At 62.5% G+C, this 17297-nt stretch carries 13 protein-coding genes and 1 pseudogene; 12 read left to right on the forward strand and 2 right to left on the reverse strand.

The genetic code is table 11. The features are described from left to right. Nucleotides 1-4 precede the first annotated feature (4 nt). Nucleotides 5-484 (reverse strand): DUF4863 family protein, encoded by a 480-nt coding sequence (locus G3O01_RS17885; protein ID WP_205806476.1) that lies wholly within the window; start codon nucleotides 482-484, stop codon nucleotides 5-7. A gap of 281 nt (nucleotides 485-765) precedes the next feature. Between G3O01_RS17885 and G3O01_RS17890 the strand changes: the two genes are divergently transcribed. The 4 genes from G3O01_RS17890 (at nucleotide 766) to boxA (ending at nucleotide 6341) form a co-directional block, all read left to right on the forward strand. Continuing rightward, nucleotides 766-1728, forward strand: coding sequence for a helix-turn-helix transcriptional regulator (locus tag G3O01_RS17890; RefSeq protein ID WP_205806477.1), 963 nt, complete (start codon nucleotides 766-768; stop codon nucleotides 1726-1728). 146 nt (nucleotides 1729-1874) lie between these two features. After that, nucleotides 1875-3545, forward strand: a complete 1671-nt coding sequence (boxC, locus tag G3O01_RS17895) for a 2,3-epoxybenzoyl-CoA dihydrolase (protein WP_205806659.1) — start codon at nucleotides 1875-1877, stop codon at nucleotides 3543-3545. Between the two features lie 86 nt (nucleotides 3546-3631). Next, nucleotides 3632-5059 carry a benzoyl-CoA 2,3-epoxidase subunit BoxB gene (boxB, locus tag G3O01_RS17900; RefSeq protein WP_205806478.1) on the forward strand — a complete coding sequence of 476 codons (1428 nt, stop codon included), beginning with the start codon at nucleotides 3632-3634 and terminating at the stop codon, nucleotides 5057-5059. A 31-nt stretch (nucleotides 5060-5090) separates the two neighbouring features. Beyond that, nucleotides 5091-6341 carry a benzoyl-CoA 2,3-epoxidase subunit BoxA gene (gene boxA / locus G3O01_RS17905; RefSeq protein WP_205806479.1) on the forward strand — a complete coding sequence of 417 codons (1251 nt, stop codon included), beginning with the start codon at nucleotides 5091-5093 and terminating at the stop codon, nucleotides 6339-6341. A gap of 13 nt (nucleotides 6342-6354) precedes the next feature. Here boxA and G3O01_RS17910 read toward each other — a convergent pair. Further along, nucleotides 6355-7093, reverse strand: a pseudogene (locus tag G3O01_RS17910) (TetR/AcrR family transcriptional regulator). A gap of 368 nt (nucleotides 7094-7461) precedes the next feature. Between G3O01_RS17910 and G3O01_RS17915 the strand changes: the two are divergent. The 8 genes from G3O01_RS17915 to G3O01_RS17950 all read left to right on the forward strand — a co-directional run bounded on the left by G3O01_RS17915 (nucleotide 7462) and on the right by G3O01_RS17950 (nucleotide 17183). Next, nucleotides 7462-8739 carry a Zn-dependent hydrolase gene (locus G3O01_RS17915; protein WP_205806481.1) on the forward strand — a complete coding sequence of 426 codons (1278 nt, stop codon included), beginning with the start codon at nucleotides 7462-7464 and terminating at the stop codon, nucleotides 8737-8739. 115 nt (nucleotides 8740-8854) lie between these two features. Next, the gene (locus G3O01_RS17920; protein WP_205806482.1) at nucleotides 8855-10204 is read left to right on the forward strand and encodes an NAD(P)-dependent oxidoreductase; all 1350 of its coding nucleotides are present in this window, start codon (nucleotides 8855-8857) and stop codon (nucleotides 10202-10204) included. Nucleotides 10205-10253: 49 nt separating this feature from the next. Next, on the forward strand, nucleotides 10254-11564 hold the full coding sequence (gene preA, locus G3O01_RS17925; protein WP_205806483.1) for an NAD-dependent dihydropyrimidine dehydrogenase subunit PreA: 1311 nt from the start codon (nucleotides 10254-10256) through the stop codon (nucleotides 11562-11564). A 55-nt stretch (nucleotides 11565-11619) separates the two neighbouring features. Then, complete coding sequence (locus tag G3O01_RS17930; protein ID WP_205806484.1) at nucleotides 11620-13116, forward strand: NCS1 family nucleobase:cation symporter-1; 1497 nt, start codon at nucleotides 11620-11622, stop codon at nucleotides 13114-13116. A 34-nt stretch (nucleotides 13117-13150) separates the two neighbouring features. Then, nucleotides 13151-14602, forward strand: coding sequence for a dihydropyrimidinase (hydA, locus tag G3O01_RS17935; RefSeq protein WP_205806485.1), 1452 nt, complete (start codon nucleotides 13151-13153; stop codon nucleotides 14600-14602). A 329-nt stretch (nucleotides 14603-14931) separates the two neighbouring features. Then, on the forward strand, nucleotides 14932-15714 hold the full coding sequence (locus G3O01_RS17940) for an amino acid ABC transporter substrate-binding protein (protein ID WP_205806486.1): 783 nt from the start codon (nucleotides 14932-14934) through the stop codon (nucleotides 15712-15714). 20 nt (nucleotides 15715-15734) lie between these two features. After that, nucleotides 15735-16412, forward strand: coding sequence for an ABC transporter permease subunit (locus tag G3O01_RS17945; protein WP_109480135.1), 678 nt, complete (start codon nucleotides 15735-15737; stop codon nucleotides 16410-16412). 3 nt (nucleotides 16413-16415) lie between these two features. Beyond that, entirely contained in the window at nucleotides 16416-17183 is a 768-nt protein-coding gene (locus G3O01_RS17950; protein ID WP_205806487.1) for an amino acid ABC transporter ATP-binding protein, read from the forward strand. Nucleotides 17184-17297 lie beyond the last annotated feature (114 nt).

Genomic DNA, 17297 nt, shown 5'->3' on the forward strand with positions numbered 1-17297 from the left:
CGCTTTAGACCGCGCTCGCGTCCCGCGTGAATTCGATTGCACCTTGCGGCAGCAGATACAGCACGAGCGCCTGACCCTGCGCGACAGTCGGGCGGTGCGCGCTGCCGGGACCATAGACGCACCATCCTGCAGGATGACCGTCGAAGGTCGCACCGCGCGTGAGCGGCATGATCAGATCGATTTCGCCGTTCGGATGCACATGGTGCGGACCGGCAATGTCCTGCATGTCGACGACGTCGACGGAAAAACCGTGCGTGTCGGGCGTGGGCTTGAGGACGCGGCCGTAACGGATGCCGCCGTGCTCGCGATTGCACAGCCAGCCTTCGGCGACGCCGACGCGGCATGCGTCGGCGAGCTCCGCATAGGTCGCGCTGTCTGCGGGCCAGGTCGTGTTCAGCCATCCGGCCAGCGCAGCGTCGAGCGGGCGACCGTCAAGCTGCGCGGTCACGCCCGCGATCAGGCGCTGAAAATCCTGTGGGGACATGCTTGCCTCCTGTCGGCTCGAGCGAGTGCATCGGACGAAGCGGGCGCTGTGACGCCTGCACCCGTCTGGACCTTGCTCGGGCCTCATGCAAGATGATTGCTGCCGGTCGACACGCACCTTAGTTCATGCGCGATGCCGCCGATCGTCTCCGATTTTGCCTATGCCATCCGGTGGACGGCTTACGGCGTTGTTATTGCATCGATATGCGGCGAAAATTAACCGTTCACCTAGAGCATGTCAAGCACTATAGTACATATACCTAGTCGATGAGGCTTCGCGACATGAACCAAACTTACTCCGCTGCTGCCGATAGCACATCGTCCACCCCGGGCGCCGGGGACGATGCGCCGAAAACCGAACGTGAAGAACGCGATCCGTTTCTGACCGCAATGGGCGAGCGCGTGCGTCTGCTGCGCGCGAGACGCGGCATGACGCGCAAGACGCTGGCATCGGAAACCGGCCTGTCCGAGCGGCACCTCGCGAACCTCGAATCGGGCGTCGGCAACGCGTCGGTGCTGGTGCTGCGGCAGATCGCGGCAACCCTGAACTGTCCGCTTGCCGAAGTGATCGGCGATGAAACTACCGCGTCGGCGGAATGGCTGCTGATCCGCGAGTTGCTGCACGGTCGCGACCAGGCGGCGTTGCAGCGGGCGCGTGTCGCGCTGTCGGAGATGTTCGCGCAGGCGCCGCGCGACCCGCATCGCAAGGACCGCATCGCGCTGATCGGGCTGCGCGGCGCCGGGAAATCGACGCTTGGCCGCATGCTCGCGCAGGAGCGCAAGGTGCCGTTCATCGAGATCACGAAGGTGATCCAGCAGATGGCAGGCTGCCCGCCGGCGGAGATCCATTCGCTGTACGGCGCGAGCGCATATCGCCGGTATGAGCAGCGTGCGCTGGAGGCCGTGATCGGCGAGCACGAGCGGGCCGTGATCGCGTCGCCGGGCGGATTGGTGTCGGAGCCCGCCACGTTCAATGCGCTGCTCGCGCACTGTTTCACCGTGTGGCTGCAGGCCAGTCCCGAGGAGCACATGCGCCGCGTGGTCGCGCAGGGCGATCTGCGGCCGATGTCGGGCAACAAGGAGGCGATGGAAGACCTCAAGCGCATTCTTGCGGGCCGCAGCGAACTGTACGGCCGCGCCGACATGATCTTCGACACGAGCGAGCGCACACTCGCGGACGCCTATCTGCAACTGCGCGACCGCCTCGCGGCGCGCCTCGCCGCGGAACTGGGCGACGAAACGTAATGCATGTGACGCGGTCGCCGGCATCGCGATCGCGCCAGGGATAACCCGACAACATGAAGTAAAGTGCTTTACACGGCTGTGACGGTGCACTATTGTTCGTTAAAACAATCTGCATCCGCCTCAGGAGACGCCCCATGTCCGCAGCCATGTCCCCGGCAGACAACGCCGCCGTGCGAGTCGACTACCGCACCGATCCCTCGCAGTACAAGCACTGGAAACTCTCGTTCAACGGCCCGGTGGCCACGCTCGGCATTGATATCGCCGAAGACGGCGGCATCCGCGACGGCTACAAGCTGAAGTTGAATTCATACGACCTGGGCGTCGATATCGAACTGCACGATGCACTCCAGCGCATCCGCTTCGAGCATCCGGAGGTCCGCACGGTCGTCGTCACGAGCCTGAAGGACCGCGTGTTCTGCTCGGGTGCCAATATCTTCATGCTCGGCCTGTCGTCGCATGCATGGAAGGTCAACTTCTGCAAGTTCACGAACGAGACCCGCAATGGCATCGAGGACTCGTCGCGCCACTCGGGCCTGAAGTTTCTTGCAGCCGTCAACGGTTCATGCGCGGGCGGCGGATATGAACTGGCGCTCGCGTGTGACGAGATCTATCTGGTCGACGACCGGTCGTCGTCGGTCGCGTTGCCGGAAGTGCCGCTGCTCGGCGTGCTGCCGGGCACGGGCGGGCTCACGCGTGTCACCGACAAGCGCAAGGTGCGGCACGATCGCGCGGACATCTTCTGCACCGTCGTCGAAGGCATTCGCGGCGCGCGCGCCAAAGAATGGCGTCTCGTCGATGAAGTCGTGAAGCCGAACCAGTTCGAGCAGGCCATTGCCGCCCGCGCACTGGAACTCGCGCAGCAAAGCGATCGTCCCGCCGGCGCGCGAGGCATCGCGTTGACGCGCGTCGAACGCACGGACCGCGAAGATGGACTCACGTACGCAACGCTCGACGTGACCATCGATCGCGCCAAACGCACCGCCACCTTCACAGCAAAAGCGCCGACAACCGATCAGCCGACCGATATCGAATCCATCGTCACAAAAGGCGCGAACTGGTGGCCGCTGCAGTTCGCACGCGAACTCGACGACGCGATCCTGTCGATGCGCACCAACGAACTCGATATCGGCACGTGGATCCTCAAAACGGAAGGCGATGCGCGCGCCGTGCTCGCTGCCGATGCGACGCTGCTGCAACACCAAGACCACTGGTTCGTGCGCGAAACGATCGGGCTGCTGCGTCGCACGCTCGCGCGCATCGACGTGTCGTCGCGTTCGCTGTTCGCGCTGATCGAGCCGGGCTCGTGCTTTGCCGGTACGTTTGCCGAATTCGCGTTCGCCGCGGACCGCACCTACATGGCCGCGCTGCCCGCGAACGAGGACGAAGAACCGGCGATCACGCTGTCGGAAGTCAACTTCGGCCTGTATCCGATGGTCACGCATCAATCGCGGCTTGCGCGGCGTTTCTACGAAGAGACGCAACCGCTCGACGCCGTGCGCGCCAAAATCGGCCAGCCCGTTAAGCCCGTGGAAGCGGAACGCCTCGGCCTCGTGACTGCATCGCCGGACGATATCGACTGGGCCGACGAAATCCGCATCGCACTCGAGGAACGCGCGGCGATGTCGCCCGACGCGCTGACGGGCATGGAAGCCAATCTGCGCTTCAACGGCCGCGAGACGATGGAGACGCGCATCTTCGGCCGTCTGACGGCGTGGCAGAACTGGATTTTCAACCGGCCGAACGCGGTGGGCGAGAAGGGTGCGCTCAAGGTGTACGGCAAGGGCAGCAAGGCGCAATTCGACGTGTCGCGCGTGTAACGCACACCGTCTGAACGCACAACAACATCGCGCCGATACGAAGCCTCTCGCACATCGAACGAACGCACCGCGCTCAAGGAACCGACATGTCCACGATCAACTACACCGACAAGATTCCGAACAACGTCAACCTCGCCGACGATCGCACGCTGCAACGCGCACTGGAGCAATGGCAGCCGAATTTCCTGTCGTGGTGGGGCGACATGGGCCCCGACGGCTCGCACAACTTCGACGTCTATCTGCGCACGGCAACCAGCGTCGATCCTGGCGGCTGGGCGCATTTCGATTACGTGAAGATGCCCGATTACCGCTGGGGTATTTTTCTCGCGCCTGGCGATCAGGAACGCAAGATCAACTTCGGCGAGCACAAGGGCGAGGCGGCATGGCAGGAAGTGCCGGGCGAGCATCGCGCGAACCTGCGTCGCATCATCGTCACGCAGGGCGATACGGAGCCGGCTTCCGTCGAACAGCAGCGTCACCTCGGCCTGACGGCGCCGTCGATGTACGACCTGCGCAACCTGTTTCAGGTGAACGTCGAGGAAGGCCGTCATCTGTGGGCGATGGTGTATCTGCTGCATCGTTACTTCGGCCGTGACGGTCGCGAAGAAGCGGAAGCGTTGCTCGGCCGCCGCTCGGGCGATGACGACAATCCTCGCATTCTCGGCGCATTCAACGAGAAGACGCCCGACTGGCTCGCGTTCTATATGTTCACGTATTTCACGGACCGCGACGGCAAGTTCCAGTTGAGCGCGCTCGCCGAATCCGGATTCGATCCGCTTGCGCGCACAACGAAGTTCATGCTGACGGAAGAAGCGCATCACATGTTCGTCGGCGAGTCGGGCGTGTCGCGCGTCGTGCAGCGCACCGCGCAGGTGATGAACGAACTGAAGACGGATGACGTCGCGAAGATTCGCGCAGCAGGCGTGATCGATCTGCCGACCATCCAGCGTTATCTGAACTTCCACTATTCGGTCACGATCGATCTGTTCGGTGCCGATCAGTCGTCGAATGCGGCGACGTTCTACAGCTCGGGCCTCAAAGGCCGTTACGAGGAAACGAAGCGCGACGACGATCATCAACTCACGGGACAGAGCTACAAGCTGCTCGATGTCGCAGACGGCAAGCTGGTCGAGCGCGAAGTGCCCATGCTCAACGCGATGAACGAAGTGCTGCGCGACGACTACATCAAGGATTCCGTCGCGGGTGTCGGGCGCTGGAACAAGGTGCTGGAGAAGGCGGGCATCGACTTCCGGCTGACTGTGCCGCACAAGGCGTTCAATCGGCAGATCGGTACCTTCGCGGGCACGCGCGTGTCGCCCGATGGCCGCGTGATCAGCGAGACCGAATGGGCCGCGAACGAATCGAAATGGCTGCCGACTGCGGAAGACCGCGCGTACGTGGCATCGCTGATGGGGCGCGTGGCTGAACCCGGCAAGTTCGCGAACTGGATCGCGCCGCCTGCCATGGGTATCAATCGCCAGCCCGTCGACTTCGAATACGTGCGCTTCAACTGAACGCACCGTTAAAGCAAAAGGCAGAACGATCATGAACGCGCCCGTACCGATCGAAGTGCTCAAGCAACATCTGATCGATCCGGAGATCTGCATTCGCTGCAACACATGCGAAGAGACCTGCCCGATCGATGCGATCACGCACGACGGCACGAACTACGTCGTGATGCCCGACGTATGCAATGGTTGCATGGCGTGCGTGCCGCCTTGTCCGACGGGCGCAATCGACAACTGGCGCACCGTGTTGAAGGCCGACGCCTATAGCATCGACGAGCAGTACACGTGGGACGTGCTGCCGGAGCAGGGCACGATGGCGTTGCCGTCCGTCACAGAAGCTCCGGCGACTGACAACGCTGCAGGCAGCGTCGATACCGACGAAGCGCAGGGCATCGAAGTCGACACCGTGCGCGGTGCCGTGGTGCCGCCGTGGTCCGCGGCGCGTCCGTATGTGAACCTCTACACGCACAAGAATCCGACGACGGCGACCGTCGTCGGCAATTACCGGCTGACGGACGAAGCAACCGAGAGCGACATCCATCACATCGTGCTCGATTTCGGCGCGATGCCGTTCCCCGTGCTCGAAGGGCAGTCGATCGGCATTCTGCCGCCGGGTAGTGCCACCGATGGCCGCGCGCATCATGCGCGCCAGTATTCGATTGCGAGCCCGCGTGATGGCGAGCGGCCCGGCTACAACAACGTGTCGCTGACCGTGAAGCGCGTGACGCAGGACTATCAGGGTAACGCTGCAAACGGCGTGTGCTCGAACTATCTGTGTGATCTGAAGAAGGGTGACGTGGTCAACGTGATCGGCCCATTCGGCAGCACGTTTCTGATGCCGAACCATCCGAATTCGCATCTGCTGATGATCTGCACGGGCACGGGTTCCGCGCCGATGCGCGCAATGACCGAGTATCGCCGCAGGCGCAGGCTGAAGGGCGCGACGGGCAAGCTGATGCTGTTCTTCGGCGCGCGCACGAAAGAAGAGCTGCCTTACTTCGGCCCGTTGACGAACCTGCCGAAAGATTTCATCGATACCAACCTCGCGTTTTCACGCACGCCCGGCGAGCCGAAGCGCTATGTGCAGGATGCGATGCGCGAGCGTGCTGTCGACGTCGCACAACTGCTGCGCGATGACAACACCTTCATCTACGTGTGCGGACTGAAGGGCATGGAAGATGGCGTGTTGCAGTCGCTGAAGGACATCGCCGATCAGCATGGTCTCGAATGGGACGTGCTGTGGCAAAAGCTCAAACGCGAAGGGCGTCTTCATCTGGAAACGTATTGAACGCAGCAGGCTTTCAGGTTTTCGACGTAGCAGACGGAGACTTCGCCCCGCAGGCACGTATCACGAGTTGCACGACCTGCTCCGTCGTCGCATCGAAAGCCTTCTGTGACAACGCGCGCTTGCCGCCCAGCGCGCGTATCTGCGCATCGAAATCCGCGTAGTGCTGCGTGGTCGCCCAGATCATGTACATCAGCGTTTGCGCGTCGACTTCCGCGAGCAGGCCGCGCGCAACCCAGTCGTCGATGACGGTCACGCGCGTCTCCAGCCAGGGCTTCACGCGTTGCTCGAGAATGTCGTGCATGTGCTCCGCGCCGTGAATGATCTCGTTCGCCCACACCTTCGAGCCGAGCGGCCGCCGCCGCGACAGTTCCATCTTGGCGCGCACATAGCCGCCGATTGCTTCGACGGGATCGTCGCTGCCTTCGAACGTATTCGCCGCGCGATGCCAGTCTTCGAACAGGTCTTCGAGCACGCGCCGATAGAGTGCGAGCTTGGTCGGGAAGTAGTAATGGACGTTGGCTTTCGGTAAGCCGGCGCGCTCTGCAATCATCGCGGTGCTCGCGCCTTCGAAGCCACGCTCCGCAAAAACGGCCTCCGCGCACGCCAGAAGATGCGTTTCGTTGCTCTCGCGAATGTGAGCCTTGCGCCGCCGCAAAGGTGCGGGCGCTTCGTCGTTGTCGGTCTCGCTCACTGCCGTGTCGTCGTGTCTCATCGTTGGCCTCGCGCGGCTTCGGTGCCGCGTCGCGCTTCATTCTAGCCGCTCATTTCGCAATCGACAGCAACGCATTCAACGTTTGGTTGATCCCGCGTCATGTCGTGCTGCATCGCAATGGCACGCTTCTCGCTCTTGTCACGGTCTGTCATTCGCCGCACAAAAGTCATTGATTTGATGTTTTTAATCGGCTACAACCTGTCCAACCGGACAGGATTCGCGAAGCAACCGAAGGTCAGGGTTTACGTGGACGCAGGGGGATATCGAAGCATGCACGTCCCGAGTGCATGTATGCCCCAAGGCGAATTCGAAGCCGCGGCCGATGCACCAGTTTCACTTCGTCGCGAGAGGCTGCCATGCCGCTCGCGGTTGAACTGCAAAGCGTATTGATCCAGAGGAGCAAGACGAATGAATGCGGTATCCGAAGCGTTGAAACACGGACTCGATACGTCGATCACCGTCAACGGCAAACGCCTGTGGGACAGTCTGATGACGATGGCGAAAATCGGCGCGACGCAAAAGGGCGGTGTATGCCGTCTCGCGCTCACCGATCTCGACAAGGAAGGGCGCGACCTCATCGTCAGCTGGGCAAAAGAGGCGGGCTGCACGATCAGCGTTGATCAGATGGGCAACGTATTCATGCGGCGCGCAGGCACGAACCCGGATGCGCTGCCCGTGATGACGGGTTCGCACGCGGACTCGCAACCGACGGGCGGCCGCTTCGACGGCATCTATGGCGTGCTCGGCGGGCTCGAAGTAATCCGCAGTCTCAACGATCGCGGCATCGAGACCGAGCATCCCATCGAGGTCGTGATCTGGACCAACGAGGAAGGCTCGCGCTTTGCGCCCGCGATGGTGGCGTCCGGCGTGTTCGCGGGCGTCTTCACGCTCGACTATGGTCTGTCGCGCAAGGATGTCGATGGCAAGACGATCGGCGAGGAACTGAAGCGCATCGGCTATGCGGGCGATGTGCCCTGCGGTGGCCGGCCGCTGCATGCCGCGTTCGAACTGCATATCGAGCAGGGGCCGATACTCGAAGCAGAGCAGAAGACGATCGGTGTCGTCACTGACGCGCAAGGACAGCGCTGGTACGAAATCACGCTGACGGGCCAGGAAGCGCATGCGGGTCCGACGCCAATGCCGCGCCGCAAGGATGCATTGCTCGGCGCCGCGCGCGTGGTCGATCTCGTGAACCGCATCGGCCTCGATCATGCGCCGCTTGCGTGCGCAACGGTCGGCATGATGCAGGTGCATCCGAACTCGCGCAACGTGATTCCGGGGCGCGTGTTCTTCACGGTCGATTTCCGTCATCCCGACGATGCCGTGCTCGCGAAGATGGACGCGGCATTGCGTGAAGGCGTCGCGAAGATCGCGGGCGGCATCGGCCTCGAAACGCAACTCGAACAGATCTTTTACTACGAGCCCGTCAAGTTCGATGCGGCGTGCGTGACGTCCGTGCGTGCCGCTGCCGAACGCTTTGGCTATCCGCATCGCGACATGGTGTCGGGCGCGGGCCACGATGCCTGTTATCTGTCGCAGGTCGCACCGACATCGATGGTGTTCGTGCCGTGCGTGGATGGCATCAGTCACAACGAAATCGAAGACGCGACGCCCGAATGGATCGAGGCGGGCGCAAACGTGTTGCTGCACGCGATGCTGGAGCGCGCCTGCGAACCCGCATCGTAAGACCTCGTTGATGCTTTAAGGCTGCACTGTTTTACCCATAAAACACGCCGTCCCGACTTCGTTCGAGCGAAGCCGGCAGGCACGGCTACGTCCTCACCTTGACGAAGGAATACGTATGGCCATCAAGCAAAACGGCGACATTGCGGCGCACCGCCTGTCGTCCGAACAGCTTTCATGCGAATTCGCCGATATCGCGCCGCTGCTCGATCCCACTGCCGCCGCCGCGGCCGCGAGCCGCTGTCACTACTGCTACGACGCGCCGTGTGTGCAGGCGTGTCCGACGCAGATCGACATTCCGAGCTTTATCCGCAAGATCGGCAACGGCAATCTGAAGGGCGCCGCGACCGACATTCTTTCCGCGAATCCACTAGGCGGCATGTGCTCGCGTGTGTGCCCGACCGAGATTCTTTGCGAAGGCGCCTGCGTGCGCAATCATCAGGACGCGAAGCCTGTTGCGATCGGCGCATTGCAGCGTCATGCAACCGATTGGGCGATGGCGCGCGACGCAGTGCAATTCAAACGCGCACCCGATAGCGGGCGACATGTGGCCGTGGTCGGCGCGGGTCCAGCGGGGCTGGCATGCGCGCATCGGCTTGCGGTTGCCGGTCATCGCGTGACGATTTACGACGCGCACGACAAAGGCGGCGGCCTCAACGAATACGGTATTGCGGCATACAAAACCGTCGATGATTTCGCGCAACGCGAAGTGCAATGGCTGTTGTCGGTCGGTGGCATCGAACTGAAAACAGGCGTGCAATTGGGCCATGATGTGTCGCTCGATACGCTGCGTCAACAACACGACGCAGTGTTTCTCGGCGTTGGTCTCGCAGGCGTGCGCGCACTTCAACTCGAAGGCGAAGCACTGAACGGCGTGATGAATGCCGTCGATTTCATCGAGCAGGTACGTCAAGCGCGTGATCTCGGCACGGTGCCTGTAGGCCGCCGCGTTGTTGTGATCGGCGGCGGCAATACGGCGGTCGATGCCGCCGCCCAAAGCCGCAAGCTCGGCGCGACGAGCGTGACGATGGTCTATCGGCGCGGCGTCGAATCGATGAGCGCGACGTGGGCCGAGCGCGATTTTGCGCAAATGCAGGGCGTGACGCTCGTCACGCATGCGAAGCCCGTGCGTCTGACCGGCAGCGACGGCGTGGTAACCGGCGTCGAGTTCGAGCGCACCGCAAGCGACGGCAGCACGGAGCGCTTCACGCTCGAAGCCGACATGGTGCTTAAGGCGATCGGCCAGACGCTCGTTGCCATCGGACTCGATCATGCACTGTTGACGCTCGATCAAAGCCGCCTCGCTGTCGACGCAGACCTGCGCACGTCGCTGGACAACGTGTGGGCAGGTGGCGATTGCGCGGCTTCCGGCGGCATCGATCTGACCGTGCAGGCTGTGCAGGACGGCAAGCTCGCGGCGGCATCGATCGATGCGGCGTTCGCGCTCGCTGCAGTCAAGGCAGCCTGACGCGCCAGCACACAGCACAGATAAAAACCGAATCCCCACGGAGCCGAACATGGCCGATCTTCGCTGCACGATTGCCGGCATCACGTCGCCGAATCCTTTCTGGCTCGCGTCCGCGCCGCCCACCGATAAAGCCTATAACGTCAACCGCGCGTTCGAGGCAGGCTGGGGCGGCGTCGTCTGGAAGACGCTCGGGCTAGATCCGCATGTGGTCAACGTCAGCTCGCGTTACGGCGCGGTGCAATGGAACGGCCAGCGCATGGCGGGCCTGAACAACATCGAACTGATTACCGACCGTCCACTCGATGTGAATCTACGCGAGATCGAACAGGTCAAGCGCGACTGGCCCGATCGCGCGCTGATCGTATCGCTGATGGTGCCGTGCAACGAGCGTGACTGGAAATGGATTCTTACGCAGGTCGAAGACACGGGCGCAGATGCTGTCGAATTGAATTTCGGTTGTCCGCACGGCATGAGCGAGCGCGGCATGGGTTCGGCTGTTGGTCAGGTGCCCGAATACATCGAGATGGTCACGCGCTGGGTCAAGGAAGGCACCAAGCTGCCATGCCTCGTGAAGCTCACGCCGAACATCAGCGATATCCGCATGGGCTCGCGTGCCGCATACAAGGGCGGCGCGGATGGCGTGTCGCTGATCAACACGATCAACTCGATCGTCGCCGTCGATCTCGACCAGATGGCGCCGATGCCGACCGTCGATGGCAAAGGTACGCACGGCGGTTACTGCGGCCCGGCCGTGAAGCCAATCGCATTGAACATGGTTGCTGAAATCGCGCGCGACCCGGAGACGCCGGATCTGCCGATCTCCGGCATCGGCGGCATTTCGTCGTGGCGCGATGCGGCCGAATTCATGGTGCTCGGCGCGGGCAGCGTGCAGGTCTGCACGGCGGCCATGCACTACGGCTTTCGCATCGTTTCCGATCTCGCCGATGGTCTGTCGAACTGGATGGACGAAAAAGGCTACGGGACGCTCGACGACATTCGCGGCCGCGCGGTGCAGAACGTCACCGACTGGAAGTACCTGAACATGAAGTACGACATCAAGGCGCGTATCGATCAGGACAAGTGCATCCAGTGCGGCCTCTGTCACATCGCCTGCGAAGACACGTCGCATCAGGCGATTACGCGCGAGAAGGACGGCAAGCGCCATTTCGAAGTCGTCGATGCGGAATGCGTCGGGTGCAATCTTTGCATGCATGTATGCCCGGTCGAGCAATGCATCACGATGGAGCGCGTCGATAGCGGCGAGTACGCGAACTGGACCACGCATCCGAACAATCCGGCGCGGGTCGCGGCCGATGCACCTGAAACAGCGGGCGCACCAGCCGAACCGAAAGCGGCCTGAAGACGATCAGCATAAAAAAGAGCACTCAACGAGCGATCAACTGGAGATCTCATCGATGAAGCAGACAGCGCAACCGGCCGACACGCCGCACGGCAGCAGTCTCTATAACGAAGACCTTGCGCCGACGGGCCCGGCGCAGCGCACGTGGAAGTGGTATCACTTCGCCGCGTTGTGGGTCGGCATGGTGATGAACATTGCGTCGTACATGCTCGCCGCCGGGCTGACGGAAGAGGGCATGTCGCCGTGGCAGGCAGTGATGACCGTGCTGCTCGGCAACCTGATCGTGCTGGTGCCGATGCTGCTGATCGGTCACGCGGGCGCGAAGCACGGCATTCCGTATGCGGTGCTGGTGCGCTCGTCGTTCGGCACGCAGGGCGCGAAATTGCCCGCGATGCTGCGCGCGATCGTCGCGTGCGGCTGGTACGGCATCCAGACGTGGCTCGGCGGCAGCGCGATCTATACGCTGCTCAACATCCTGACGGGTAATGCGCTGCATGGCGCGGCACTGCCGTTCCTCGACATCTCGATCGGTCAGCTCGCATGCTTCCTCGCATTCTGGGCATTGCAGATCTACTTCATCGTGCATGGCACCGATTCGATCCGCTGGCTCGAAAGCTGGTCCGCGCCGATCAAGGTCGTGATGTGCATCGCGCTCGTGTGGTGGGCGACGTCGAAAGCGGGCGGCGTGGGCTCGATGTTGTCGGCGCCTTCGCAATTCGCGCCGGGCGGAAAGAAAGAAGGGCTCTTCTGGGTCACGTTCTGGCCTGGCCTGACAGCAATGGTCGGCTTCTGGGCGACGCTCGCGCTGAACATTCCTGACTTCACGCGTTTTGCGAGGACGCAGCGCGACCAGATCGTCGGGCAGTCGATTGGCTTGCCGGTGCCGATGGCATTGCTGTCGGTGATCTCGGTGGTCGTGACGTCGGCGACGGTCGTGATCTACGGCAAGGCGATCTGGGACCCGATCGATCTGACGAGCCGCATGACGGGCATCGGTGTTGGCGTCGCGCTCATCATCCTCACGCTCGATACGATGTGCTGCAATCTCGCGGCGAACCTGGTCGGTCCCGCGTATGACTTTTCGAGTCTGTGGCCGAAGGGCATTTCGTATCGCGCGGGCGGCATGATCACCGCGACCATCGCGATCGTGATGATGCCGTGGAAGATTCTCGCGACCACGCAGGGTTATATCTTCACGTGGCTCGTCGGCTATTCGGCGCTGCTCGGACCCGTCGCGGGCATCCTGATGGTCGATTACTTCTTTATTCGCGGCACGCGCCTCGATCAGCGCGAACTGTTCGACGAGAACGGTGAGTATAGCTACACGGGCGGCTGGAATATCGCGGCCGTGGTGGCGCTGCTGATCGGCGTGCTGCCGAATCTGCCGGGCTTTCTGCATACCGCGTTTCCCGCGTCGTTTCCCAATGTGCCCGCATTCTTCAATACGCTCTATACGTATGCGTGGTTCGTGGGTCTGGCGCTGGCATCGATTGTGTACGGCACGTGGATGAAGCTGCGCCGCAGCCCTGGCGCGAGCATGGCGAACGCATAAGTGTGCGATTGAACATTTGACGGAGGAGGCACGCATGACAACCCTGATTCGCGGCGGCACGGTAATCGACGCGGACCGCACGCACAGAGCCGACGTGTTGATCGCGGACCCGCAGGATGGCGGCACGATCCTGCAGATCGATCGCACGATCGATCCGCCCGCGGGCGTGAATATCGTCGATGCGCACGACCAGTACGTGATGCCGGGCGGCATCGATCCGCACACGCATATGGAACTGCCCTTCATGGGCACGACGGCCAGCGACGATTTTTATACTGGCACGGCAGCGGGTCTGTCGGGCGGCACGACGAGCATTATCGACTTCGTGATTCCGAGCCCGAAGCAGCCGCTGATGGACGCGTTCAGGGAATGGCGCGGCTGGGCGGAGAAGGCATCCTCGGATTATGGCTTTCATGTGGCGGTGACGTGGTGGGACGACTCTGTCTATAAAGACATGGGTACGCTCGTGCATGAGCATGGCGTGTCGAGCTTCAAGCACTTCATGGCCTACAAGAACGCGATCATGGCCGACGACGAAGTGCTCGTGAACAGCTTCTCGCGTTCGCTCGAACTCGGCGCATTGCCCACGGTACACGCGGAGAACGGCGAACTCGTGTTCCAGTTGCAAAAGCAGTTGCTGGCTAAAGGCTTCAGGGGACCTGAGGCGCATCCGTTGTCGCGCCCGCCTGAAGTCGAAGGCGAGGCAGCGAATCGGGCGATCCGCATTGCGCAGGTGCTCGGCGTGCCCGTGTATATCGTGCACGTGTCAGCGAAAGAAGCCGTCGAAGCGATTTCGCGCGCCCGCAACGAAGGGCAGCGCGTGTTCGGCGAAGTGCTGCCGGGGCATCTGGTGATCGACGAATCCGTGTATCGCGATCCCGACTGGACACGTGCCGCCGCGCACGTGATGAGCCCGCCGTTCCGCACGAGCGAGCATCGCGAGGCGTTGTGGCGCGGGCTGCAAGCGGGCCAGTTGCATACGACGGCCACCGACCACTGCGTGTTCTGCGCGTCGCAGAAGGCCATGGGCCGCGAAGACTTTACGAAGATCCCGAACGGTTGCGGCGGCGTGGAAGACCGGATGTCGGTGCTGTGGCATGAAGGCGTGAACAAAGGACGCATCACGCCGAATGAGTTCGTGCGCATCACATCGGCCAATGCCGCGCAGATATTCAACCTGTATCCGCGCAAAGGCGCCGTGCAGGTCGGCGCGGACGCCGATCTCGTGATCTGGGATCCGGCCGCGACGAAGACGATCTCGGTGAAGACGCATCATCAGAAGGTCGATTTCAACGTGTTCGAAGGCATGACGGTGCAGGGCGTCGCAATGCATACGTTCACGCGCGGTGCGCACGCTTGGGCCGACGGCGACCTGCGCGCGCAGCGCGGCGCGGGGCAATATCTGAAGCGTCCGCCGAATGCCGCTTACTACGACGCGGTAAGGGTCGCGAACAAGCTGAAAGAGCCGCATCCCGTCGAGCGCTGAACGCGGCGCCGGCAAGCACGGCCGCTCCCGCCTCTGCGCGGCGGGAGCGGCCGTTTTCGTTTTCGGGTATGCTTGCGCGCCTCGCCGGTGGACCCGGGCGGGAAGGCCGCAAGGCCCCATGCCCTGCAGGGGTTTGCCCCGCCACCGTATACTTGCCGATTGCCAACCTGGGTATTTCGGTCTAGTTTATTCCGCCGCGGCATATACATAAGCCTTCTAATGCGTTGTGGAAATAAGGACCGTTTGCTACAGTCCGCCCACGCTGCCGGACGGGTGTTCCTGCAGATAAAACGCTATACCGGACAAAACGAACCTCGGAGCACAACCCTATGAAGTCGATTCGATCCCTTCTGCTGATCGGCCTGCTGCAAGTCGCTACGGCAACGGCCGCATTCGCCGCCGACGACCTCGCGAAGATCAAGTCCGCCGGCGCCTTCAAGGTCGGCACGGAAGGCACCTACGCGCCGTTCACGTACCACGATGCGTCGAACCAGCTGACGGGCTTCGACATTGAGATCGCCCGCGCGATCGCGGCGAAGCTGGGTGTGAAGGCCGAGTTCGTCGAAGGCAAGTGGGACGGCCTGATCGCCGGTCTCGACGCAAACCGCTACGACGCCGTGATCAACGAAGTGGCCGTCACCGACGCGCGCAAGCAGAAGTACGACTTCTCGGACCCGTACATCGTGTCGCACGCCGCGCTGATCGTGCGTTCGGACAACAACACGATCAAGGGCTTCGACGATCTGAAGGGCAAGAAGTCGGCCAACACGCTGACCAGCAACTTCGGCAAGATCGCGACGGCGCACGGCGCGGAAGTGATTCCCGTGCAGGGCTTCAATGAATCGATCGACCTGCTGACGTCGGGCCGCGTCGATGCAACGGTCAACGACTCGCTGTCGTTCCTCGACTTCAAGAAGCACAAGCCGGACGCGAAGGTGAAGATCGCCGCTGTCGATACGGCATCGGACAGCTCGGACCACTCGGCTGTGCTGATCCGCAAGGGCAATCCTGAACTGCAGGCCGCGATCAACAAGGCGCTGGCCGAGATCAAGGCGGACGGCACGTACGCGAAGATCTCCGAGAAGTACTTCGGCAAAGACGTTTCCAAGTAAGTAAAAGGCGAGCCTGAATCATGCCTGCATGGTTGCACCTGATGGGTGACTCGCTGTGGCCGCTGCTGTACGCGGGCCTCGTGTTCACCGTGCCGTTGACGCTCGTGTCGTTTGCGATCGGTATCGCGCTGGCGTTTATCGTCGCGCTCGTCCGGCTGTTCGGACCGGGCTGGTCGGTGGCGATCGTGCGCTTCTATGTGTGGCTGTTTCGCGGCTCGCCGCTGCTGGTCCAACTGTTCGTTATCTTCTATGGCCTGCCGAATGTCGGGATCGTGCTCGATCCGCTGACGGCGGCCATCATCGGCTTCTCGCTGAATGTCGGCGCGTATAACTCGGAAGTGATACGCGGCGTGATCGAGTCGATCCCTAAAGGGCAGTGGGAAGCCGCGTATTCGATGGGCATGACGCGCGCGCAGGCACTGCGCCGCGCGATCCTGCCGCAGGCGGCGCGCGTCGCGCTGCCGCCGCTGTCGAATTCATTCATCGCGCTCGTGAAGGACACGTCGCTCGCTGCCGTGCTGACCGTGCCGGAAATTTTCCAGGCCGCGCAACGCATTGCGTCGGTGACTTACGAGCCGCTGATTCTTTATACGGAAGCCGCGCTGATCTATCTGGTGTTCAGCTCGGTGCTGTCGTCGGCGCAGGTGCGGCTGGAGCGCCGTTTCGGCCGTCACGCGCTGTTCACATCGGGTAACTGAACGATGATCCGCCTCGACAAAATCGAAAAGTATTTCGGCGATCATCGCGTGCTGAATAGCGTCGACCTTGCGCTCGCGCAAGGCAACGTGACAGCGTTGATCGGCCCGTCGGGCAGCGGCAAGAGCACGCTGCTGCGCTGCGTGAACCTGCTCGAAATTCCCGAAGCCGGCTCGCTCGAACTGGGCGATCAGCGCATCCAGTTCAGCCGCACGGAGAAGCCGTCTAAAGAAGCCGTGCTCGCGATGCGCCGCCGCACGGGCATGGTGTTTCAGAACTTTCAGCTGTTTCCGCATCGCACGGTCGTCGAGAACGTGATGGAAGGGCTCATCACCGTGCAGAAGTGGGACCGCGAACGCGCCCGTGTGCGGGCGCTCGAACTGCTGGAAAAGGTGGGTATCGCGCACAAGGCCGATGCGTGGCCGGTCACGCTGTCGGGCGGGCAGCAGCAGCGTGTGGCGATTGCTCGCGCGCTCGCGCCGTCGCCCGAAGTGCTGCTGTGCGACGAGCCGACTTCCGCGCTCGATCCGGGCCTCGCCGCCGAAGTGGTCGAAGTGCTGCGCCAGCTCGCGAAAGAAGGCATGACCATGCTGATGGCGACGCACGATCTGCGGCTCGCCGCGTCGATCGCGCGCAATGTGGTGTTTCTGAGCAACGGCTCGATCGTCGAGCAGGGCCATTCGCGCGACATCTTCACGCGGCCGAAGCAGCCGGAAACCGCGAACTTCGTGTCGACCCTCACGCAGAGTCTGCCGGATAGCTGGGAAGACTGAGCGCTGTTTGCTGAAGGATTGCTGCTGCAAGGGCGCCCGCGAGGCGCCCTTGTGCTTTCGTAAGGCCCGCGCGTCATGTCCGCATGGGACGCGTACGCTACAATGGCCGTCGCC

It is taken from the genome of Burkholderia sp. Ac-20365 (assembly GCF_017104715.1).
Classification (GTDB): Bacteria; Pseudomonadota; Gammaproteobacteria; order Burkholderiales; family Burkholderiaceae; genus Paraburkholderia.